The organism is Shouchella tritolerans (genome assembly GCF_025770735.1).
Classification (GTDB): Bacteria; Bacillota; Bacilli; order Bacillales; family Bacillaceae_D; genus Shouchella; species Shouchella tritolerans.
The window spans coordinates 76,725-98,575 of the sequence record NZ_JAODPB010000006.1 but is presented as its reverse complement, the minus strand read 5'-3'; the positions used below and the strand labels follow the sequence as shown (position 1 = coordinate 98,575).

At 44.0% G+C, this 21,851-nt stretch carries 18 protein-coding genes and 1 riboswitch; of the genes, 12 read left to right on the top strand and 6 right to left on the bottom strand.

Going from position 1 to position 21,851, the window contains the following annotated elements; genetic code table 11:
- Positions 1–4 precede the first annotated feature (4 nt).
- Positions 5–925 carry a phosphotransferase family protein gene (locus N6H06_RS18490; protein ID WP_263707674.1) on the top strand — a complete coding sequence of 307 codons (921 nt, stop codon included), beginning with the start codon at positions 5–7 and terminating at the stop codon, positions 923–925.
- A 66-nt stretch (positions 926–991) separates the two neighbouring features.
- On the opposite strand, the gene N6H06_RS18485 is transcribed toward N6H06_RS18490, so the two are convergent.
- The gene (locus N6H06_RS18485; protein ID WP_062750291.1) at positions 992–1,375 is read right to left on the bottom strand and encodes a hypothetical protein; all 384 of its coding nucleotides are present in this window, start codon (positions 1,373–1,375) and stop codon (positions 992–994) included.
- Between the two features lie 149 nt (positions 1,376–1,524).
- Positions 1,525–1,626, top strand: a riboswitch (purine riboswitch).
- A gap of 75 nt (positions 1,627–1,701) precedes the next feature.
- On the opposite strand from N6H06_RS18485, the gene N6H06_RS18480 reads away from it, so the two are divergent.
- Complete coding sequence (locus N6H06_RS18480) at positions 1,702–3,003, top strand: NCS2 family permease (RefSeq protein ID WP_062750290.1); 1,302 nt, start codon at positions 1,702–1,704, stop codon at positions 3,001–3,003.
- 463 nt (positions 3,004–3,466) lie between these two features.
- Here N6H06_RS18480 and N6H06_RS18475 read toward each other — a convergent pair whose 3' ends face one another.
- Together N6H06_RS18475 and N6H06_RS18470 are read right to left on the bottom strand one after the other, a co-directional pair.
- Positions 3,467–5,056: an alkaline phosphatase family protein gene (locus tag N6H06_RS18475; protein WP_263707673.1), complete on the bottom strand. Its 1,590-nt coding sequence runs from the start codon at positions 5,054–5,056 to the stop codon at positions 3,467–3,469.
- Positions 5,057–5,135: 79 nt separating this feature from the next.
- The gene (locus N6H06_RS18470; RefSeq protein WP_213029585.1) at positions 5,136–5,636 is read right to left on the bottom strand and encodes a YhcN/YlaJ family sporulation lipoprotein; all 501 of its coding nucleotides are present in this window, start codon (positions 5,634–5,636) and stop codon (positions 5,136–5,138) included.
- A 150-nt stretch (positions 5,637–5,786) separates the two neighbouring features.
- On the opposite strand from N6H06_RS18470, the gene N6H06_RS18465 reads away from it, so the two are divergent.
- On the top strand, positions 5,787–6,653 hold the full coding sequence (locus N6H06_RS18465; protein WP_263707710.1) for a metallophosphoesterase: 867 nt from the start codon (positions 5,787–5,789) through the stop codon (positions 6,651–6,653).
- 60 nt (positions 6,654–6,713) lie between these two features.
- Here N6H06_RS18465 and N6H06_RS18460 read toward each other — a convergent pair whose 3' ends face one another.
- Positions 6,714–7,631 carry a proline dehydrogenase gene (locus tag N6H06_RS18460; RefSeq protein WP_263707671.1) on the bottom strand — a complete coding sequence of 306 codons (918 nt, stop codon included), beginning with the start codon at positions 7,629–7,631 and terminating at the stop codon, positions 6,714–6,716.
- A gap of 171 nt (positions 7,632–7,802) precedes the next feature.
- On the opposite strand from N6H06_RS18460, the gene N6H06_RS18455 reads away from it, so the two are divergent.
- On the top strand, positions 7,803–9,338 hold the full coding sequence (locus N6H06_RS18455) for a sigma-54 interaction domain-containing protein (RefSeq protein WP_062750285.1): 1,536 nt from the start codon (positions 7,803–7,805) through the stop codon (positions 9,336–9,338).
- Between the two features lie 84 nt (positions 9,339–9,422).
- Here the strand turns inward: N6H06_RS18455 and pruA are convergent, their stop codons facing one another.
- Positions 9,423–10,973 (bottom strand): L-glutamate gamma-semialdehyde dehydrogenase, encoded by a 1,551-nt coding sequence (gene pruA, locus N6H06_RS18450; RefSeq protein ID WP_263707670.1) that lies wholly within the window; start codon positions 10,971–10,973, stop codon positions 9,423–9,425.
- Positions 10,974–11,443: 470 nt separating this feature from the next.
- Here pruA and N6H06_RS18445 point away from each other — a divergent pair, with 470 nt between their 5' ends.
- The 7 genes from N6H06_RS18445 to N6H06_RS18415 all read left to right on the top strand — a co-directional run bounded on the left by N6H06_RS18445 (position 11,444) and on the right by N6H06_RS18415 (position 19,517).
- Positions 11,444–13,135 carry a 5'-nucleotidase C-terminal domain-containing protein gene (locus N6H06_RS18445; protein ID WP_263707669.1) on the top strand — a complete coding sequence of 564 codons (1,692 nt, stop codon included), beginning with the start codon at positions 11,444–11,446 and terminating at the stop codon, positions 13,133–13,135.
- Positions 13,136–13,233: 98 nt separating this feature from the next.
- Positions 13,234–13,440, top strand: a complete 207-nt coding sequence (locus N6H06_RS18440; RefSeq protein ID WP_035204754.1) for a helix-turn-helix transcriptional regulator — start codon at positions 13,234–13,236, stop codon at positions 13,438–13,440.
- A 6-nt stretch (positions 13,441–13,446) separates the two neighbouring features.
- Positions 13,447–13,911, top strand: coding sequence for a hypothetical protein (locus tag N6H06_RS18435; protein WP_263707668.1), 465 nt, complete (start codon positions 13,447–13,449; stop codon positions 13,909–13,911).
- Positions 13,912–13,947: 36 nt separating this feature from the next.
- Positions 13,948–14,505: a cysteine hydrolase family protein gene (locus N6H06_RS18430; protein ID WP_213029517.1), complete on the top strand. Its 558-nt coding sequence runs from the start codon at positions 13,948–13,950 to the stop codon at positions 14,503–14,505.
- Between the two features lie 103 nt (positions 14,506–14,608).
- The gene (htpG, locus tag N6H06_RS18425) at positions 14,609–16,486 is read left to right on the top strand and encodes a molecular chaperone HtpG (protein WP_263707667.1); all 1,878 of its coding nucleotides are present in this window, start codon (positions 14,609–14,611) and stop codon (positions 16,484–16,486) included.
- A 210-nt stretch (positions 16,487–16,696) separates the two neighbouring features.
- The gene (locus N6H06_RS18420) at positions 16,697–18,223 is read left to right on the top strand and encodes an AbgT family transporter (protein ID WP_062750429.1); all 1,527 of its coding nucleotides are present in this window, start codon (positions 16,697–16,699) and stop codon (positions 18,221–18,223) included.
- Positions 18,224–18,308: 85 nt separating this feature from the next.
- A complete protein-coding gene (locus N6H06_RS18415) occupies positions 18,309–19,517 on the top strand; it encodes a cytochrome P450 family protein (RefSeq protein ID WP_263707666.1) in 1,209 nt (402 codons plus the stop codon).
- Positions 19,518–19,575: 58 nt separating this feature from the next.
- Here the strand turns inward: N6H06_RS18415 and N6H06_RS18410 are convergent, their stop codons facing one another.
- Complete coding sequence (locus N6H06_RS18410; protein WP_263707665.1) at positions 19,576–19,848, bottom strand: hypothetical protein; 273 nt, start codon at positions 19,846–19,848, stop codon at positions 19,576–19,578.
- A gap of 213 nt (positions 19,849–20,061) precedes the next feature.
- On the opposite strand from N6H06_RS18410, the gene N6H06_RS18405 reads away from it, so the two are divergent.
- A complete protein-coding gene (locus N6H06_RS18405; RefSeq protein WP_263707664.1) occupies positions 20,062–21,846 on the top strand; it encodes an L-lactate permease in 1,785 nt (594 codons plus the stop codon).
- The last annotated feature ends 5 nt before the right edge of the window (positions 21,847–21,851 follow it).

Here is a 21,851-nt window from a genome sequence, read left to right as displayed (position 1 = left end):
TCATTTGTTTAAAAACGCTTTAGAAGGAATTCCGTACGTTGCTGGGGCTAAGTCCATCCGCCAGCTTGTCAAAGGGTTTTCCAATGATGAAAAATATGTACTTGATGAAACATACCTTGTCCGTTTGTTTCCATTAAAGGAAGCAGACAGGCGTAAAAAAGAATTTGAACTGGTTCAAACATGTGCCAACCACTCTGATTTTGTCCCCAAGGCATTGGCATTTGGCCACTTGCCAGCTGATGGCAAAGCATATATGGTGCTGACTTATACGCCGGGAATAGATGGTGAAGAAGCACTCCCGGTGCTGTCTAAACAGGAGCAATACCAGGTCGGTTTTATGGCGGGGCAGGAGCTGGCTAAATTGCATCAAATACGAGTGAATCAGAACTGGCCTTCTTGGGAAATAGCCAAAAAACAAAAAAGCGACCGCTACTTGTTAGCGCTAGAAAAAATAGAAGAGCTCGATCCTGCCCTTAAACAGTTGTTAAAAGACTATATTGGAGAAAATGAGTGGCTGATGAAAGGGCGTCCGAATCGTTTCCAACACGATGATTTTCACCCAGCGAACATGATTATTGACCGTAACCGTTTTGTCGGTTTGGTTGATTTTGGCCGCTTCGACTTTGGCGATCCGCTCCATGACTTGCAAAAACTTGGCTTTTTTTCCGTTCGAGTAAGTATTCCTTTTTCCATTGGTGTCGTTGACGGCTATCATAACGGTGAAAAACCAGGAGAGCGCTTTTGGCAACTTTATGCGCTGTATAGCGCGATGCATGTAGTGTCTGCCATCGTTTGGGGAAAGCAGGTTAGCGAGGACCAGTATGCTACGCTGTTGGCCTACTCTCTTGATGTCGTGAATGATCATCATGATTTTACAGAAATCATTCCTACGTGGTATCGGCAAAAGGAAGGCATGTCTTTTTAGCTGCCATCTCCTTACTCATTTTGCCTTACCTACGGGAATCTACATATGCCATGAGAGTGCCCTCTACTAGGTATTCTTTTTAGACTCGCTTTCTCGATAAAATCCTTCGCTACGATAGGGAGTGAGCCATTCGCTTTCAATAACTTGTATCGCTGCCCCTTTAATAGGGAGAAGGCGGCGTGTTAGGCGGCAAGCCAGTGATTCATAGTCTGCGATAAAATCGACATGACGCTCATAGGGGACAAGCACTTCTACGCGTGCAGTGGCCGCGACTTCATTGAATTGGTTTTTCCAATGTTTATAGTTTGAGAGATCAATAACACGGAGGCAATCAGACACAGGGTTTTGATAACAGGCATGGAACAGCGCTTTCGTAGAGGCGAGGTTAGGAGTGCCGTTGCCGAAATCGTGGTAAAGCGTTGTCCTGCAAGTAACTTTACAGGCATACATGGATGTCAATCCTCCTCATTAACTCGTGTTGTTAGTATACTAGATTTTATAAATGAAGCCAACAAAGTCGAAGACGAATAATGGACCATCTATACTTCCCATTGTTCGTTTTTTATATTGACACGTTTCCCAACCATTGCTACACTAACAATGTCAAATAGGAAAATACCCGTATAATTGCAGGAATAAGGCCTGCACGTTTCTACCGAGCCACCGTAAATGGCTTGACTACGGCATGATAAATGGAGCGCAACATTGTTGCGCCGTTTGTGTCAGCCTCAGGTAGAAAATCCCTGAGGTTATTTTGCGTTAGGAGGAAGAAAAAGATGGATCGTTTTTTTAAGCTTACAGAGAATGGGACGTCTGTTAAACAAGAACTTCTAGCTGGGTTTACCACGTTTCTTGCGATGGCGTACATCTTGTTTGTCAACCCTGATATTCTTGGGGCAGCGGGAATGGACGTTGGCGCAGTGTTTGTTGCGACAGCGCTTGCGGCAATGACTGGTTCTATCATTATGGGACTCGTCGCCAATTACCCAATCGCCCTTGCGCCTGGAATGGGGCTGAATGCCTTTTTTGCTTTTTCTGCGGTCATTGGCATGGGCTTATCTTGGCAGGCAGCGCTTCTTGCCGTGTTTTTCTCAGGCGTCATTTTCCTTGGCATCACTGTTTTTAAAATCCGTGAAAAAATCATTGATGCTATTCCAGAAGAATTAAAATACGCAGCCGGTGCAGGGATTGGGTTGTTTATTGCCTTTATTGGCTTTAAAAATGCAGAGATTATCGTAAGCGACCCTGCCACCTTTGTGGCGCTTGGCGATTTGTCAGCTCCTGGCCCTTTGCTCGCTGTTTTTGGGATTGTCGTTACAATTATTTTTGTCGTCCTCGGCTTTAAGGGCGCGGTGTTCTATGGATTGGCGATTACTGCAATTGTCGGTGTAATTACTGGCTTTACGACATTAACAGGCGTCGTTAGCGCTCCGCCAAGCATCGCACCGACGTTTTTACAAGCATTCCAAGTAGATTGGCAAAATGAAGTGTTTACTGTGCAAATGGTTGGCGTCGTGTTAACGCTCTTATTTGTTGTCTTTTTTGATACAGCAGGCACTTTATTTGCCGTCGCCACACAAGCAGGCTTTGTAAAGAACAACAAACTTCCACGTGCTGGCAGAGCGTTGTTTGCTGATGCGAGCGCTACGACAATTGGCTCGTTGCTCGGGACATCGACAACAACTGCTTACGTTGAATCCACATCAGGCGTCGCTGTTGGAGGACGCACAGGGCTAACGGCTATTTTTACTGGATTGCTGTTTGTCGTCGCTCTGTTTTTCTCACCGTTGCTTAGCATCATTACAGGCCATGTGACTGCTCCGGCATTAATTATCGTTGGCGTCATGATGGCGACATCATTGCGTTTTATCGATTGGAACAAAATGGAGATAGCGATCCCTGTCTTCTTCACAGTTGTCACAATGCCGCTTACGTACAGCATTGCCACTGGCATTGCTCTTGGGTTTGTACTTTACCCGATTACAATGGTGGTAAAAGGGCGAGGAAAAGAACTCCACCCGCTTATGTATTTACTGTTTGTCGTGTTTATCGTCTATTTAGGTTTTCTACATCAATAAGCAAAAAAAGCTGGCGCTCTGTTGCCGGCTTTTTTTGTGAACCAACGATGTAAAAAGGTTTAGCCGAATAAATTCTATATTTGTCGTCTAAATGGTTGAGTGATCGTTTTTCCATTGTTATTGTTAACTGCGACAGTATCGTTTGCTTTTAAGTATCCAACTTTAAAGGAATGATGTATGGAATACTGATCATTGCCTCGATAAGTGTCATTGCTTTTATTGTCGCTGTATTTGCTAGACACACAATAAAGTCCAATTATTTGGCCAGTGCTTTTTGCTTGTTAATAAGTGGTGTCGTGCTTATAGAAATAGTTAGCAATGGCACTCGTGACGCCTTAACGTTCGGTACAATTTTGTTGCTATCCCTTTTTGCCGCCATATAAAAACGATCAAATGATCGCGTACCAATGGCCAGCCATTGGTACGATTTTGTCCTCGTTCCAAATCATTCGTATAGTGTCGGTCACTCAAACGTTTTGCTTTGCGAATTTGTTAATGCCTCGACCCACTGTTTGAAGTCTACAAGTCGCCTATAGTCGGGTTCGACGTTAGTGCCAGCAACGATGAACGGCATGGTTGAGTCGAGTTTATGCAAAGAGCCGTGCCCTGCTCCGCCTATATGTTTCGGTGTATGATCTGCGATAAATTCATAGCCAGGAAGAGCGTCAGCGATTAAAAAGCGGCCGTCGTGTGAATGGAGGGCGCCGTGGAGCCTTGCCAGGGCATCGGGGTAGTCGTCGAACTGTATGACATTTTGGTCATCCGTTTTAAGGTCTAAAATCGTTTCATCTCCGTCGATCGACCAAGTTTGTTGGTAAGGGTCGGTATAGTCGCCGTTGGGTGAAAAGGAAAAAAGCTGGTCTGAATGGGCTGAAGCAACATAATTGGTGCCATTTTCGCTCCAGGCAACAAAGCCGATACGTTCGTCGCTTGTTAACTTTGCCGCTACTTCTGTGTAGGAAAGTTGCTCATCAAGCAAATGCAAATAAGTCATGCGCGCGTTAAGGGCAGGGACGATTTGAAAAGATGTCGGAGAAGCCTCATCTCCAGCATTCCAAACGGCAAACTCGGACAAGACTTGGTTTAAATCGATTTCCGCTGTTTCTTTATTATCCAAAATAACCGCTTGACCGCTATCCCCACAAACAATCCAGACTGCTTTTTCCAATGCTTCTTCCCAGGACCGATACGTGTTTAAAATCGTTTGCAGTTCTTTGTCAACTTGTAAAATGCCTTTCAATGCCATTGGGCCGTGTTTGTGGACTTGTTTATCTAAATCAGGGAAGTAAGCGAGCGTAAAAGCAGGCAGTTGATTTTGTTCAATAAGATAGACTAACTCATTTGCTGTCGCTGTATCAGTTAATCCAGCTGATTTCCATAACTGAAGATGGTTTTTCGGACTGAAATGGGAAAACGCCCCCATTGACAACAACGATGGCCCTTTTGTTTGAATGGTTTTTGGCAGCATATTTAGCCATGCTGCAACATTTGGCGTTGTTAATGTATGCGGCTTTGGACCTCGATAAATCAATCCATTAAGAGACGCTGCTTCGAGGTTGCGGGAAGCAAGTTCTTCATAAATGGTCGCCGTCTGTTTGTTTAAATGCTCTTGGTTTAAATGAAGCATGCTATCATTTGTGACCTGCTTGGCGCCAAGGGCGATGATTTCATTTAAGCCGCTGCCATAATTAACGAGGCGATTTTCATCTGCTTTAAACCAGGCCAAACCAGGAATTCGATGGCCGTTTGCATACGTCCCGGTAAGCAAAGTGCTGTCAATGGTCACAGACATCGTTGGATACGAACTAACCAAATCAGGGTAGTAACGGCCAGAGTTCATTAAAAACTCAAAAGCTGGAGCGTTTCCGTCCGCCACTACTTGTTGCAACGGATCGTCCATGAGTGAATCAACCAATAAGACGATGACAGGTTTGCCTTGCTTGTTGCTAGCGTGGTGCTGATGTACGTTCTTTGCGGGAGTGTGTAATCCAATGACCGAAACTGCTGCTAGCAAGAACACGATTAAAAATACCAATAAGAGCTTTTTCTTCATATGGAGCACTCCTTTAAATCTGTCAAGAGAAGAAAGACAACCGGCATCTCAACAGGAAACACCGGTTGTATAAAACCATTTACTTGGCATTAGGGAATATTCTTTCGATCGTTTCATTGAATTCTTCGATAAAGCCTTCTATAGGTTCCCCTTCTTGAATGCGGTCCGCATAGTTCGTTGCCCGCTCGACAAAATCAGGGTTAGAAGACACATACACATTGCGAATGTTCTCATCCGTTTCCCTAACCTGTTCGGAAATTTTGTTTTCAACGTCATCAGTGACTTCGTCTTCCGAGCCATTGGCAAGCATGACCGCCACATAGGCGTTTTCATTTGTGACAAATACATTTGCCCGTTCTACTTCGTCGAGTTCAGAAATTCGTTCTGCCACTTCGTCTGCTACTTCTACACGGCCTTCAAACGGACCATTGCCATTTTGCTCATTGTTGCCTTGTTGCTCGACTTCGGTTTCTCTATTGTTGTCGTCTTGATCCGTTTGTCGGTCATTTCCATTCATACCGCATCCAGTTAGAATCAAGCCGATCAGAAAAGCGATTGAAAACGGTTTGATACGATTCATCATTTATCCCTCCTAATCATGGTACTGGTAGGATGTGATGATTGTTTGCCTATTATTCATAGCAAGATGAAAAGATTGTTTTGTTGGGCGATTATGGGGGGCGTGCCAATAATTGCAGGTAACAACGTGCCGCTAAATTTTTTATACTTAATGAATAGAGGAGGGCGTTTCGTGATTATTTTTACACTATTAGCGATATTGATTATTTTGCTTTTTTATAGAGGCTACAAAAACACGCAGCATTTGGTGGTCAACACGGTTTCTGTATCTGAGGCGGATCGGGAGGCTAACCATTCCTTATGTGTCCTGCATATTTCCGATATGCATCTTGAACGGATTTCCGTCACTCCTGACCAGCTTTATGAGAAATTGCGCCATAAACGGATAGACTTAATTGCTTTGACTGGTGACTTCGCAGACCGCAAGAAAAGTATCCCGAAAATGATCCCATATTTAAAGATGTTCAGCCGATTAAAGCCCCTTTATGGGATGTATGCGGTATTTGGCAATCACGATTATTGGTTGAAGAACCCTGATTTTCAGGATTTAAAGGAAGTATTGGAAAGGCATGGCTGTAAGACGATGCAAAACGAAAATGAGGCCGTCATGATCAATGGGAAACGGTTAAATATCATCGGCATTGATGATGCAGGTTCTAGCAGAGGGGATATAGCCAAAGCGTTTAATGGAGTTGCGAATGGGTATAACCTTGTATTGACCCATGATCCGAATATTGTCCTCGATATGGATGATGTCTCGTTTGATTATTTGTTGGCTGGCCACTTTCATGGCGGGCAAATACACTGGCCAAAGCCTTATCACCTTATGAAAATGGGAAAACTAGTACGTTTAAAAATGGTAAAAGGCTTGCATCACCATAAAGGGCAACCGTTTTATATTAGTGAAGGTTTAGGACAAACAGGGTTAAATATCCGCCTTGGAAGTCGTCCTGAGATTACGCTGCACCGTTTAGCGTTGGATGTGTTAACAAAAAATAAAAGCACGTTAGCCGGTTAGGTGCCTGCTACTAAGAGGAGGGCCTCCAAGAAAGGGTGTCCTCTTTCTCGGAGGCAAAACTCATTTCGAAAAGAACCCGCGCAAGGCAAAGGCAATATTTTGCGGCCGTTCGGCAAGGCGGCGCATGAAATAACCGAACCAATCCGTTCCAAATGGCACGTATAATCGGACTTTATAGCCTTGTTCGAGCAGCTCCTTTTGCAGCGTTTCACGAAAACCATAAAGCATTTGAAATTCAAACTGACTTTTAGGAATGCTGTTTGCCGCGGCATACGTTTTAACTTTTTCAATAATATGGTGGTCATGGCTGGCAATTGCCGTATACGAACCGTTATCGAGGTGAAGCCGGATGATGTTGAAATAGTTTTCATCAATAAGGGACTTTTCTTGCAGTGCCACTTCTTCTGATTCTTTGTAGGCCCCTTTAACGAGGCGGAGAGGGACTCCCTTTAAAGAGCGGACGTCTTCTTCTGCCCGGTGCAAGTAAGCTTGGATGACAGTGCCAACGCCGTCGTATTCGTTCCTGAGTGTCTCTAAAATGTGCAAAGTTTGTTGGCAGTGCGCATAATCTTCCATGTCGATTCGGACGAAAATCCCGAAGCTGCGTGCCGTTTGGACAATCCTTTTCATGTTTTCGAGGCAGAAAGATTCATCAATATCAAGGCCGAGTTGCGTCAGTTTGACGGAAAGGTTGCAGTCGGCCCCTGTCTCATTAATGGCGCGTAGGACGTCTAAACACGCTTCCGTCGAGTCCAATGCTTCTTGTTCATCGGTGACGAATTCGCCTAAATGGTCTAATGTACAAACAAGGCCTTTGTTGTTTAAATCAATGACTGTGGCCATCGCTTCTTCCAGCGTTTGTCCAGCGACGAATTGCCGTGCTCCAAATTTTAATCCCCATCTTTTGGCTGCTTTATTTAATGGTTTGCTTTTAGCAAGTTGCATAAAAAATGAACGAAGCGGTTGATCTAGAACCATCGATGATTCCTCCTATGGCAATGTCAATTTGCTAATAACAATGCAAGAAATGTGCCAATAATGAAAAATACAGCAAGAAAAAAAGATTGTTTATTGGCCAGATTCGTCTAAAATAAAAGACAATAAGACAATTGTGTATAACGGAAAAATCCGTAAAGGAGTGTGACTCTGTTGCGCAGATCTCTTAAAGATGTGGCGGTGCCAATTGCCAATCAACCAAAAAGCAGCGAGTGGCGGCTGCCTGAAGACATATTGATCGCACACTTGCCGCCGCTGTTAGAACCAAAAGACATTTATACGGTAGATCACACGAACAAAGTGGTTGGGATTGTCAAAAAACAGGTGTTGGCCAATGTTTTGCTGGAAGAACTAAAGCGCACAAACGCATTTTTACAAACAATGATGGACGCGATGGATGACGCGGTCACCATGGTTGATGAAGAACAGCGGATTATCCAAATTAACGCCAAATCGGAAGAATTGTATGCTTTAACAAGCAATGCCATTGCCGGCAAGCCTTTGCACCATTATTTTGATGAGGAAGCGCTAGTGCTTTGGTCGGTTATGAAAGATAAACAACCAGTCGTCCATCAATACAACCAGCCGAAGCCTGGATTGCATGTCATTGTGAATACGGTTCCAGTATTTGAAGGAGAAGCGTGCGTCGGCGGCATATCGATCGAACGGGACATTACAGATGTGGTTCGCTTAAATGAAGAATTATCGTCCAAAACCGCATCTTTGCATCATTTGAATACGACAAGCGAAGAAGAGCCTTTTCAGAAAATTATCGGCCGCAGCGAGCCGATTAGGCGCGCGATCCATCTTGCCGCCAAAGTGGCAAAAACAACGGCAAATGTCTTAATTACAGGCGAAAGCGGCGTTGGCAAGGAACTGTTTGCTGAGGGAATCCACCAGGCAAGTGACAGAGCAGAAAAACCGTTTATCGCCATTAATTGCGGTGCCATTCCTGCTGCTTTGTTTGAAAGCGAATTATTTGGCTATGTGCAAGGCGCCTTTACTGGTGCTGCCAAGGGTGGCAAAAAAGGAAAACTTGATGCAGCGAAAGGCGGCACGCTTTTTCTTGACGAAGTTGGAGAGATGCCTGCGGAATTGCAAGTGAAGCTGTTGCGTGTCCTGGAAGAACGAGCTTACTACCGAGTAGGTGGGCATGAAGCGATTCCACTTGATGTCCGTATTGTTGCGGCAACGAACCGTGATTTAGAAAAGATGGTTGCCGAAGGCAGTTTTCGTGAAGATTTTTACTATCGGCTCCATGTCATTTCCATTTCCATTCCGCCTTTAAGAGAGCGGATGGAAGATTTGCCTGAGCTCGTCCAATCTTTTTTACAGGAATTTGCCCAGCGCTATGAAAGACCGGTGCCTAAATTGGATCCAGAAGTGCTGTATGCGCTTAGAACTCAAAAATGGGAAGGAAACATTCGCCAATTGCGAAATTTAATCGAACGAATTGTGATCTTAAACGGCGACCATGAAGGGTCCGTTCATTGGTACCATTTGCCTGAATCGTATCAACGAAAATTGAAACATATGCCGTTGGCTTCAAAAGACAAGCAAAAAAAAGACGAACGAATGGAACTCATCAATGCTTTAGAAAAAACGTATGGCAACAAATCGGCTGCCGCAAAACTGCTAGGCATTTCACGAGCAACGCTATACAATAAATTAAAACACTACAAATTGTAAGCGGAAACTGTCTAAATAGACAAAAGTGTATAAACAAAAATAGACACAATCATGAACAGATTGTGTCTATTTGCCATAGAGCAGTTAAAACATTTCTGAAATGGTTTTAGCTTGCATATGGAGAGTGAGGTAATCTGGGCCGCCTGCTTTTGAATCGGTGCCTGACATTTTAAAGCCACCGAATGGGTGATAGCCTACAATTGCCCCTGTGCAGTTACGGTTAAAGTAAAGGTTTCCAACGTGGAAATCCTGTTTAGCCAGCTCGATTTTTGCGCGGTTGTTTGTAATGACAGCTCCTGTTAGCCCGTATTCTGTATTGTTGGCAATTTCGAGCGCTTCGGCAAATGTTGATGCTTTGCTAATGGCTAAGACAGGGCCGAAAATTTCTTCCTGCATAATCCGCGCTTTTGGATCAACATCGGCAAAAACCGTTGGGCGAATGAAAAAGCCTTCTGCATCGTCGCTTTTACCACCAGCAACTAGTTTCCCTTCTGTTTTGCCAATTTCAATATAACCTGTAATCTTGTCAAATGCCGCTTGGTCAATGACAGGCCCCATGTAATAGTTGTTCTCATTTGCCGGGTTGCCGACTGTAAGTGCTTCTGTTTTTTCCACTACTTTTGCGACAACCTCATCATAAAGATCCTCATGGATGACAGCGCGTGAGCCTGCTGAACACTTCTGTCCAGAGAAGCCAAATGCGGAAATAACAATCGCTTCAACCGCCGTGTCAAGGTCGGCTTCATTGTCAACTACGACCGTGTCTTTCCCGCCCATCTCCACGATCACGCGTTTCAAATGATTTTGACCAGCTTGGACGATCGCCGCTTTTTCATACAAGCGGACGCCAACATCCCGTGAACCTGTAAATGTAATCAGTGCTGTTTTAGGATGTTCGACAAGATAATCGCCTACTTCACTGCCGCTTCCAGGGACAAAGTTAATAACACCTTTCGGAACGCCTGCTTCTTCTAGAACTTCGACAAATTTAGCAGCAATCACTGGTGTTGTGCTTGCTGGTTTAAGCAATACTGTATTGCCTGTGACAAGGGGGGCTACCGTTGTGCCTGCCATAATTGCAAACGCAAAGTTCCAAGGTGAAATAACAACGGTGACACCCGTCGGCGTATAAATATAGCGGTTTAATTCGCCTTCCCTACTGTGAACAGGCTTTCCTTCGGCTAATTCGACCATTTGTCGGGCATAATATTCCATAAAATCAATGCCTTCAGCAATGTCTGCATCGGCTTCTTTCCAAGGTTTTCCTCCTTCTTTTATGAGCAGCGCCGTAAATTCATGTTTGCGGCGGCGCACAATTGCTGCTGCCCGCACAAGGATATTGGCGCGTTCTGCAGGCGCTACCGTTCTCCATGATTCAAACGCCGTACTGGCTGCCTCAATCGCTTGCTCGGCATGCGCTTTAGTCGCTTTGCCTGTCGTGCCAATCAATTCTTGTTTGTTCGCCGGGTTATAAGATGAAATCGTGTCAGCGGTCTCAACGCGTTCGCCATTAATGACTAGTGGGTAATGGTCGCCTAGGTTCGCCTCCACTTGCTTAATGGCTGCAAGCAATTCCTGTTTGTTTGCCTCAATCGTAAAATCAGTAAATGGTTCGTGCTTATAAGGGGTAAACATTGGTAAATTCCTCCTTAAAAATAAGATTCATAAATGAAGTATGCAAGATGCGTGCCAATTTAGTATTGCTGGCGAAATGCTGGCAACTTCCATCGGAAAAATCGAACACATTCGCTTGCGGCCATATAAATTTGGTGGCTGTCGGGCGACCGCTTGAGTCATGAACGTATGGGCACGCTACCGGAAAGGCAAGACATGTTTTTTCTTTCATCTGGGTATACAAATAAAAAGTGCAGGAGGGGATCTTATGCGTAAAATGATCGCGCAAGTACTAACAATCGTGGCTATCTATGGAGTCAAAAAAATGATTAACCGGCTTGTGCTTGAAGAGGGCAAGTCGGCTAAAGCGCCAAAAGCGTAATCAGGAAGCTCATGCTTCCTGATTTTTTATGGAAACTTTAGTGGAAATTTACTTAAGTCAAAACAAGTTTAACCTTCGTAAGCTAATATAAAAGAAAAAGGAGGCGAAAATGGCTAAGAAAAAGGTCGTTTTTATTGGCGTGGCTAGTGCACTTATCATTCTTTTTTCAGAAAAAGCGTATGCAGAGGAAACAACGATCCGTATTCTCCACACGAATGACGCTCATGGCCGTGCCTTTGAAGGGGAATTAGATGGCATCGGTTATGCAAAACTGAAAACGCTGATCGATGAAAACCGGGGCGAGCACTCGCTGTTGGTTGATGCAGGGGATACGTTCCACGGGACGACGTTTGCGTCCCTTGAGGAAGGGAGAACAATTGCAGATGTATTAAATGCTGTCGGTTACGATGTCTTTGTGCCAGGAAACCATGATTTTAATTATGGGCTTGATCGATTGTATGAGCTTGAGGAAACAATTGATTTTCCAGTCATTGCGGCTAATCTCCTTAACGAGAAAGAAGAACCATTGTTTGAACCATTCATGCTCCAAGAATTGGAAGGTGTGACGGTCGGCATTTTTGGGTTAGCCACACCGGAAACTGCCTTCAAAACACATCCAAATAATGTCGCAGCTCTTACGTTTGAAGACCCATCAGCTGCTGCACAAAGAATGGTCGACCTGTTACAGCAAGAAGGCGCTGATGTCATTGTCGCACTTGCCCATTTAGGCATCGATGAAACGAGTGAAGATACAAGTCTGAAAGTAGCTGCTGAAGTCGAAGGGATTGATGTGATAATTGACGGTCACAGCCACTCGGAATTACCGACGGGACTTATGGGCGAAAATAATACGCTCATTGCAAGCGCCGGGGAATATTTGCAAAACCTTGGTGTAGTCGATTTGGTGTTTGCAGACGGCGTCCTTGTTGAAAAAAGCGCAAAGCTGGTCCAGCAAAGTGAAACAGAGGCGATCGAACCTGACGAAAAAGTAGAAGCATTGCTTGCAGAGTTAGAAGAGGAGCAACAAGCCATTCTGGCAGAACCTGTTGGGCAAACTGCCGTCGACTTAAATGGCGAGCGGGAGCATGTTCGAGTGGAAGAAACGAATTTAGGCAACTTCATTGCCGACGTGCTCCGTCACGCTACAGAGGCGGATATTGCCTTGACAAATGGAGGCGGCATCCGTGCTTCCGTTCAAGCAGGAATGATGACGAAAGGGGACTTAGTCGAGGTTTCGCCTTTTGGCAATTATGGGGTAACGGTAGAAGTGACAGGGGCGGAACTGCTTAAAGTTTTGGAGAACGGAGTGAGTGGCTATCCAGAACCGAGCGGCGGTTTTCCGCAAATTAGCGGGTTTTCGTTTCAGTTTGATTCCAACAACGAACCTGGACAGAGAGTTCATTCTGTTCTCGTAAAAGACAAACCGCTCCAAGAAAACGAAACGTACTTGCTTGCTACAAATGATTTTCTTGCTGCTGGCGGAGATGAATACACGGATTTGGCCAATGCGCCTATTGTCAATGAATACAACGCCGTCGATGAATTGCTAATTGAGTACTTGCAAGATGCGGGCGAAATTGCTCCTAAAATAGAAGGTAGAATTCAAATCGCGGCAACACCAGCAGAAACACAAGCACCTTTACAGGCTGAATATGTCATTCAGCCAGGAGATACATTGTTTGAAATCGGCCTTCGTTTAAATGTTCAATGGCCAAAATTACTTGAAATGAACCCTGCAATTAAAGATGAAGATGTCATTTTTTCAGGAGAAACGATTTTCATACCTAATACACGGACGTAACCGCGTCCGTATTTTTTTAGATCTAATTGTAAAGTGAACTAGACAAAAAGTAAAATGTACTATACAATGAAGCCAGAAATGATTCAAGAAGGTGGACTATGGAGATTGAAAACAGGGTAAAAGTATTGCGTGCTGAAAAACGAATGACACAAGGTGAACTAGCCGAGGCAGTAGGTGTGACAAGGCAAACGATTGTTGCCCTGGAAAAAGGGCGGTATTCGCCTTCATTATTGCTTGCCCTACAAATAGCAAAGCAATTTGAATTACCTGTAGAAGATGTGTTTTTCTTAACAGAAGAGGAGTGATTGAATTTGAAATGGTGGTTTGCGATCGTTAGTTTAGTGGCTACGGTCGGGTTGTTTACATGGCAGCTCGTTGAATATTTCCGTGGCTTTGAGGAGATTGAGACGGCAACAGGTACATGGCAAATGTCATTCAATATACTTCCGATGACTATTTTAATTATTGGCGCGATCATTTACGGGATTGTGAGCGCCTATTTAAAGAAGAAAAAAGGCGTCACGTTCCAAAAAGCGCTGTTGTTGCCTCCAGAATTTTCGGAGCGTGATGAGCGGGAGAAAGAAATCACTGCTAATGCTTGCCGTACTGCTTATTTAAGCATGTATATTATCTATCCCATCCTAGCGGCCTTACTTGTTGTTTATCCGTTGGTGCAAACGAAACTGCCGTACTTGCCAATCATTCTTGTTATGGCAGGCCCGCTTTTGCAGGCATCTGTTTATATGGTTTCATGGCGAAAAGGGTATTTGTCTTAATGCTTGCTTTAATTCATACGAAGGGACAGGTCTAACATGAAGGAACGTTGCGCGCTTCTCATTATTGATATGATTAATCCGTTTGATTTTGCCGGTGCCGATAAGCTATTGCCAGATGCTAGGAACTGCGCGAACGCGATTGCCAACTTAAAGGCAATACTACGCGACAAAGAATGGCCAGTCATTTATGTCAACGACAATTATGGCGATTGGCAATCGGAATTTACTCAAGTCTACAATCATATTGTTAACAATGGTTTGCCAGGAGCACCCATTGCGAAACTGCTTGCTCCTGATGAAGAGGACTATTCGGTGTTAAAACCCCAATTTTCGGGGTTTTTCGCTTCTCCTTTAGATATGCTTTTAAGGGAGCTTAACATTCAGACGCTTATTTTGACAGGAGTAGTTGGCAATATGTGCGTCGAGTTTACGGCCAATGATGCCTATATGCGCGACTATCAGCTGCTTATCCCGAAAGATGGTTTTGCCTGCTTTACAAAAGAGGAGTACGACGCTTCATTAAATCATTTCACCACGGTTTTGAAAGCGGATGTGTCTTCCACAAAAGAACTGCAAAAACGCCTAAACGCATAAAAGAATTGACGCAGAAGTGAATTTTAGTAAAATAGAATTGTTAGCACTCTAAACAAATGAGTGCTAAAAGATTCGTGATTGGATGGAAGGGAGCGCTCTTTTAATGGAAAAGAAGCAATTTCAAGCTGAATCAAAGCGTTTGTTAGAAATGATGGTCAATTCCATTTACTCGCAGAAGGAGATTTTTCTGCGCGAACTGATCTCAAATGCAAGTGATGCAATTGACAAAATGTATTATCGCTCGTTAACGGATGACTCGCTTTCATTTGAAAAAGACCGCTATGCGATTTATGTAGAAGCGGATAAAGATAACCGGAAGCTTGTAATTAAAGATACAGGGATCGGCATGACAAAAGAAGAGCTCGAAGCCAATTTAGGTACGATTGCCAAAAGTGGTTCACTCGCTTTCAAGAAAGAAACGGAAATCAAAGACGGCCATGACATTATTGGCCAATTTGGCGTTGGTTTTTACGCTGCCTTTATGGTCGCTGATAACGTGACTGTCATTACCCGATCCATTGACAGCGACCAAGCTTATAAATGGGAATCGGATGGAACGGATGGGTATACGATTGAACCGGCTGAAAAAGAAGATGTGGGCACGGTCATCACACTCCACATAAAAGAAAATACGGATGAAGAATCCTATGATGAATACTTAGAGGAGTACCGTATAAAAGCAATTATTAAAAAGTACTCTGATTTTATCCGCTATCCAATCAAAATGAATGTAACAGTAAGCAAACCAAAAGAAGACAATGAAGACGAATATGCAGAGTACCAGGAAGAACAAACGATTAACAGCATGGTGCCGATTTGGCGCAAAAACAAAAGTGAGCTAAAAGACAGCGATTATGAACAGTTTTATCAGGACAAGCGTTACGGATTTGATAAGCCCCTTGAACATATTCATGTATCAGTAGATGGCGCCATCCGCTACAACGCGATTTTATTTATCCCAGAGCATACGCCGTTTGATTATTACTCCAAAGAGTATGAAAAAGGTTTAGAGCTTTATGCCAACGGTGTGTTGATTATGGAAAAGTGCGCAGAACTTCTTCCAGACTACTTCAGTTTTGTGAAGGGGATGGTCGATTCAGAAGACCTTTCACTCAATATTTCTAGGGAAATGCTCCAGCATGACAGGCAACTAAAGCTGATCGCTAAAAATATTAAGTCAAAAATCAAGAGCCAGCTGAAAACAATGCTGAAGAAAGAGCCGGACAAATATGAGAAGTTTTATAAAGCGTTCGGGCGCCAATTAAAATTTGGCGTGTACAATGACTTTGGTGCCAATAAAGAAGACTTGCAAGACTTGTTGCTTTTCTATTCTTCTACGGAGAAAAAACTGGTGTCGTTAAGCGATTATGTATCGCGGATGAAAGAAGGGCAAAAGTACATTTATTACGCCACAGGCGAGTCGAACGAACGAATTGCCAAACTGCCGCAGACGGAAATGGTAGCTGACCAAGGCTATGAAATTCTTTACTTCACTGAAGATGTAGACGAATTCGCGATCAAAATGCTTCGTTCTTATGATGAAAAAGAATTTATGTCTGTCTCTAGCGCTGATTTGGATATTGAAGCAGATGAAAAGCAAGAGGATGAGACGAACAGCGAAGAGAACAAAAAACTATTTGAGAAAATGAAAAGCATTTTAGATGGAAAAGTAAAAGATGTGCGTACGTCCAAACGTTTAAAAAGCCATCCTGTCTTTTTGGCTGCAGATGGCGAGATTACGTTAGAAATGGAAAAAGTTTTACAAGCAATGCCAGACAACCAAAATGTAAAAGCCGAAAAAGTATTGGAAATCAACCCAAACCATGATGTCTTTCATTCCTTGAAACAAGCATATGAAGAAGACGAAGACAAATTAAAGCTATATACCAACTTGCTATACAACCAAGCGCTCCTTATTGAAGGGCTTCCTCTTGAAGATCCAGTCGAATTCTCACAAAACATGTGCAAAGTCATGGTTTAACATCCATAATTTCGAAAAGCCTGCCGACCATGCGGCAGGCTTTTTTCAAAAGAGGCGAGATCGCTCTATAAATGGGCGTTGCACAGCGATCGTTTGGTAGAAAAAGATTTACAATTGGGACTTTTTTCAGTAGGCTTGCATCTAGAAAGTGACCTGTTTACCCTATATCGTGGGAAGTCATATTTTAAAAGAAAGGATGATCAAATGTCCATGGTAGAAAGGAAAAAGGGAATGTTTCAACGCTTTCTTGATACCATTGAAAAAACGGGCAATAAATTGCCACATCCAGTGACGCTATTTGCGATTCTTGCTGTCCTTGTCGTGATCGTATCTAGCATTGTTGCAAGCTTTGGCATTTCAGTCGAGGATCCAGCTAATCCTGGAGAAACGATTGCCGTCAAAAATTTGTTAAGCGGTGAGGGCATTTCCTATATATTCACGAGCATGGTTGATAACTTTATAGGCTTCGCCCCTTTAGGCGTGGTACTCGCAACCATGCTCGGTATTGGAATTTGCGAACGCAGCGGTTTAATTAGCGCTGGGTTAAGAGGTTTTGTGCTCTCTGTTCCAAACCGCCTCATTACGGCAGGGCTCGTTTTTGCGGCAGTGATGTCAAGCGTTGCTTCAGATGCTGGCTATGTAGTGCTGCCTCCTTTAGGCGCTGTCATTTACGCAGCACTTGGTAGACATCCACTAGCAGGACTTGCTACTGCATTTGCCGGTGTTTCGGGCGGGTTTAGCGCAAACTTGCTATTATCGGCCACTGACCCAATGCTCGGTGAATTAACGATGCAAGCAGCTGCAACAATAGACCCAGCGTACGCTGAACAAATGAATAACGCAATGAATTACTGGTTTATTATTGTATCAACGATTTTGATTACGATTGTCGGTACGATCGTTTCTGAAAAAATTGTGGAGCCTCGGTTAGGCACTTATAAAGGGGACTATACAGGCGATTTGGAACGTTTAAAACCAATCGAGAAAAAAGGCATGCTTTATGCTGGCATCGCTCTCGCCATTTCTGCTGCCTTAATCAGCTTGCTTATTGTTCCAGAATGGGGGCCGATGCGGGGCACAGGCGACCAACCTATTGTCGTTTCGCCGTTTATGGACTCTCTCGTCGTTATTATTTTGTTGCTCTTCCTCATACCGGGGCTCGTTTACGGAATTGTAACGAAAAACATTAAAAGCGATAAAGATGTAGCAAAGCAAATGACGGACACGATGGCATCGATGGGCATGTTTATCGTCCTCGCTTTTACAGCGGGCCAATTTGTCGCTTACTTTTCTGAATCGAATTTAGGTTTATTTTTAGGGATTTTAGGCGGGGAATTCCTTACTTCCTTGAATTTAGACGGCATTCCAGTCGTTATTGGCTTTATTATAATCACTGCCTTCATTAATTTATTTGTTGGCAGCGCTTCTGCAAAATGGGCAATGATGGCGCCAGTATTTGTACCGATTATGATGCAAATTGGCTATTCGCCTGAGTTGGCGCAAGCGACTTATCGCGTCGCGGACTCGGCCACCAATATCATTACGCCGTTGATGACCTATTTCGCCATTGTCATTGCTTTTGCCCAAAAATACGATAAAAATATGGGAATTGGTACACTGGTTTCGGTCATGCTGCCATTTTCGATTTGGTTTTTAATCTCATGGTCTGTATTAATAGTCGTTTGGATTTTTACTGGCCTTCCGCTAGGCCCGAATGCGCCTATTTATATGCCTTAATCATGAAAGCGGTTGCCGTATAAAGGAGTTTGGTTGAGGAGGAACGAATAGAAGAGGGGATGACGCGTTTGAAAGGAAGATAAAATTGAAGCCAATCACAAGTGAGCCAATCGATCTTTTCTCTGATCCGTTTCACCAGCATCCTTATATGTATTACAAAGATATTCGTAAACAAACGGGATTTGCGAAAGTCATGTTGCCTTATGGAATTCCAGCTTGGATGGCTTTCCATCACGATGTCGCGGAAGCCGTGTTAAAAGACGAGCGTTTTATTAAGGATGCACGTACTGTTTTTCCGGATGAAGCGCTGGACGAACAAATGCTGCCGATAAGCAAGAGCATGTTGTTTGTTGATCCTCCAGACCATAAGCGGCTTAGGGGCCTTATTCAAAAAGGGTTTACCCCAAAGCGGATTGCTAGGCTAAAAGGCAGAATCGATGATATTGCGATGGAACAAGCGCGCCAGATTAAGCACAAAAAGCGATTTGATCTTATAGAAGAATATGCTTTTCCAATCCCGATTATCGTCATTTGCGAGCTTCTCGGTATCCCCGATTCTGACCGCGATAAATTTCAATATTGGTCAAAGTTAATCGTTGATCTTGATAGCGAGGGGTACGGGGAGGCCCATACAGTACAGAAGGGCATGGACGACTTTATTGCTTACTTGCAAGCATTAATCAATGCTCGTCGCCAAGACCCGCGAGAGGACCTCTTATCTGATTTAATCCGCGCCGAAGAAGATGGTGACCGGTTAACGACAAATGAACTTTATGGCGTCGTGATGCTGCTCATTGTTGCTGGCCATGAGACAACCGTTAATTTGATTGCAAATGGGATGTTGGCATTGCTTATGCATCCAAACCAGTTGGCGTTGTTAAAAAACGACTATCAATTGATCCCTCAAGCGATTGAGGAGTTGCTTCGTTATAACAGTCCCGTTGAATTTAGCACAGACCGGTGGGCTCGTGAGTCATTTTCGTTTATGGGCAAAGAGATAAAAAAGGGAGACTTCGTAATTGTGTCGCTCGCTTCTGCCAATCATGATGAAGCGCTAGTTGAAAATCCCGATAAGCTGGACATAACAAGAGAAAAAAGCCCCCATTTGTCATTTGGGAAAGGAATCCATTATTGTTTAGGCGCTCCGCTTGCACGATTGGAAGCAGAATCGGCGATTCGTATCCTTATAGAAGAATGTCCTAACATACGTCTAGGCGTGGAACCAAACGAATTAGCGTGGCGGCAAAGCTTAGTGATTAGAGGGTTAGAAAACTTGCCTGTGGAAACAGGTTGACCAGGACACTGCCAAGCAGTGTCCTGCTTCAGCATGCTTATTTTGGGGTTGGCAAGCGTTATGAACGGCGTTTTAATGCATAAATGTCGCGTTCGTGGTTAATGAGTTTTTCTTTAATAAAGTCAAACGTAGTAGAGGCATGTTCTGCATGTTTTTGTAATTGGGCAGTTATGACTTTATGTTCAGCCATATCCTTTTTTAAGACAGATACATCGCTTTTTAAGACAGATACATCGTCTTTTAATATGGCAACATCTCCTTTGATTTCCCGCAATTGGCTGTTAACTTCCCGAAATGCAGTCATAACTTGCTTAAATTGGTCGTTTGTCATTTTCTTCACTTCCTTTCGGTTTAGTATAATGGAAAAGGAAGGACAAGAACAGCAAAAAATAAGCTATTTTGCGATAAGCCAAAACCTCCTTTTCATAAAAATTGTACGAGATTGGCTTGCCTGATTAATGAAAGTAAGCTATATTTGTAAGTGCTTACATATAGTCATCTGATGACCGTATGATATAATCATTATGTTAGAGGGGGAAAAGGAATGGGATTTTGGTGGCTTGCGATGATAGCGCTGACGCCAATTTTAACGGTATTGTTGTTTCTTGTTCTTTTGAATTGGCCGGCCAAGCGGGCTATGCCACATGCTTTTCTAATGACAGGAATAGTGGCAATCTTCTTTTGGGGCGTGCCTTATAACTATGTGGCGGCCGCGAGCGCAAAAGGGATCGTTACGGCTTTAGAAGTGCTATTTATTGTGTTCGGTGCTGTATTAATGCTCAACACATTGCGAGAAAGCGGCGCAATCCACACGATTCGTGCTGGATTTACAGCTATTACGCCTGATAGGCGGATACAAGTCATTATAATTTGTTGGCTGTTCGGCTCATTTATTGAGGGGGCCTCGGGCTTCGGCACTCCCGCCGCCATACTTGCACCGCTCCTTGTCGCCATTGGCTTTCCAGCGATGGCCGCAGTGCTTTCGGCTCTCATTATCCAGTCAACGCCAGTTTCATTTGGCGCTGTCGGTACACCGATTTTAATTGGGGTGAACTCGGGACTCACGGGAGCGCCAAACGTGGTTGAACAGGCAGCAGCACTTGGGATGACAACCGATGAGTTTATTCGTTCTATTGGCGGTCAAGTGGCGATATTCCATGGGATTGTCGGTGTGTTTTTGCCGTTGGTATTGGTAATGATGCTTACGCTGTTTTTTGGCGAGAAACGTTCCATTTGGGCTGGGCTGGAAGTGTGGAAGTTTGCGCTGTTTGCTGGCCTAGCTTTTACGGTCCCTTATGCCTTGGTCGCCAATGTACTTGGACCAGAATTTCCGTCGCTTTTCGGTGGATTAATGGGGTTAGCGATTGTTGTTCCTGCCGCTAAGAAAGGGTGGTTTATGCCAAAAAAGAACTGGAATTTCCCTCCTCCATCAACATGGGAGCGTGGATGGACGGGAATGCTTTCGGCTGATCCTCTTACCAAACCGACCATTTCAATGTTTAAAGCTTGGTTTCCGTATATACTCATTGGCTTTATGCTAGTAATAACTCGCATGGAGGCATTTCCTTTTGGTGCTGCCTTGAAAAAAGTGGCAATTACGATTGAACAAGTGTTTGGAACGACAATTGACATTTCCAGCACTCCGTTGTTTTTACCAGGAACGATTATGGTAGCCGTGTCGGTGGTTGGTTATTTTCTTTACAAGATGGACCGCTCTTCCTATCGGACGGCCGTGAGCAACTCCACAAAAATGATTATCAGTGCTGCGCCAGCGCTTTTGTTTGCCGTGCCGATGGTGCAAGTGTTTATTAACTCTGGCGTCAATGCAAATGGATATGAGTCGATGCCGCTCTTACTGGCGGAAGGCGTGTCTAGAATGGTTGGCGAACATTGGCCGGCCGTAGCGCCAGTAATTGGCGCGCTAGGCGCATTTATAGCCGGAAGCAACACGATCAGCAATATGATGTTTGCGTTGTTCCAATTTGGCGCGGCGGAAAATGTCGGCATTTCTCCTGCTACGATCGTTGCTTTGCAAGCTGTGGGTGGAGCAGCAGGAAACATCATCTGTGTCCATAACGTTGTGGCGGCATCGGCAGCTGCAGGGATTATTGGTAAAGAAGGCGTACTTATTAGGAAAGCGTTGATTCCGCTAACGTATTATCTTGTTTTTGCCGGTGGGCTAGGCTATGTAGCGATACATGGGTTTGGGTTTCATATCGGCACGTTGTTTGTGGCAACTGTCTTACTTGTATTTCTAATCATGATCCTCAGATACCAGCGTAAAGCCAAGTTGGCAAACATAGAAACCAAAAAAGTATCAACGCTATAAGGGGA

Bases quoted from the DNA above. Each gene is read 5' to 3' on its own strand.
- pruA (WP_263707670.1), bottom strand. From the start codon at position 10,973: ATGTTTACCCCTTATAAGCACGAACCATTTACTGATTTTACGATTGAG.
- N6H06_RS18465 (WP_263707710.1), top strand. From the start codon at position 5,787: ATGAATAGAGGAGGGCGTTTCGTGATTATTTTTACACTATTAGCGATA.
- htpG (WP_263707667.1), top strand. From the start codon at position 14,609: ATGGAAAAGAAGCAATTTCAAGCTGAATCAAAGCGTTTGTTAGAAATG.
- N6H06_RS18420 (WP_062750429.1), top strand. From the start codon at position 16,697: ATGGTAGAAAGGAAAAAGGGAATGTTTCAACGCTTTCTTGATACCATT.
- N6H06_RS18480 (WP_062750290.1), top strand. From the start codon at position 1,702: ATGGATCGTTTTTTTAAGCTTACAGAGAATGGGACGTCTGTTAAACAA.
- N6H06_RS18410 (WP_263707665.1), bottom strand. From the start codon at position 19,848: ATGACAAACGACCAATTTAAGCAAGTTATGACTGCATTTCGGGAAGTT.
- N6H06_RS18485 (WP_062750291.1), bottom strand. From the start codon at position 1,375: ATGTATGCCTGTAAAGTTACTTGCAGGACAACGCTTTACCACGATTTC.
- N6H06_RS18440 (WP_035204754.1), top strand. From the start codon at position 13,234: ATGGAGATTGAAAACAGGGTAAAAGTATTGCGTGCTGAAAAACGAATG.
- N6H06_RS18475 (WP_263707673.1), bottom strand. From the start codon at position 5,056: ATGAAGAAAAAGCTCTTATTGGTATTTTTAATCGTGTTCTTGCTAGCA.
- N6H06_RS18470 (WP_213029585.1), bottom strand. From the start codon at position 5,636: ATGAATCGTATCAAACCGTTTTCAATCGCTTTTCTGATCGGCTTGATT.
- N6H06_RS18460 (WP_263707671.1), bottom strand. From the start codon at position 7,631: ATGGTTCTAGATCAACCGCTTCGTTCATTTTTTATGCAACTTGCTAAA.
- N6H06_RS18430 (WP_213029517.1), top strand. From the start codon at position 13,948: ATGAAGGAACGTTGCGCGCTTCTCATTATTGATATGATTAATCCGTTT.
- N6H06_RS18405 (WP_263707664.1), top strand. From the start codon at position 20,062: ATGGGATTTTGGTGGCTTGCGATGATAGCGCTGACGCCAATTTTAACG.
- N6H06_RS18445 (WP_263707669.1), top strand. From the start codon at position 11,444: ATGGCTAAGAAAAAGGTCGTTTTTATTGGCGTGGCTAGTGCACTTATC.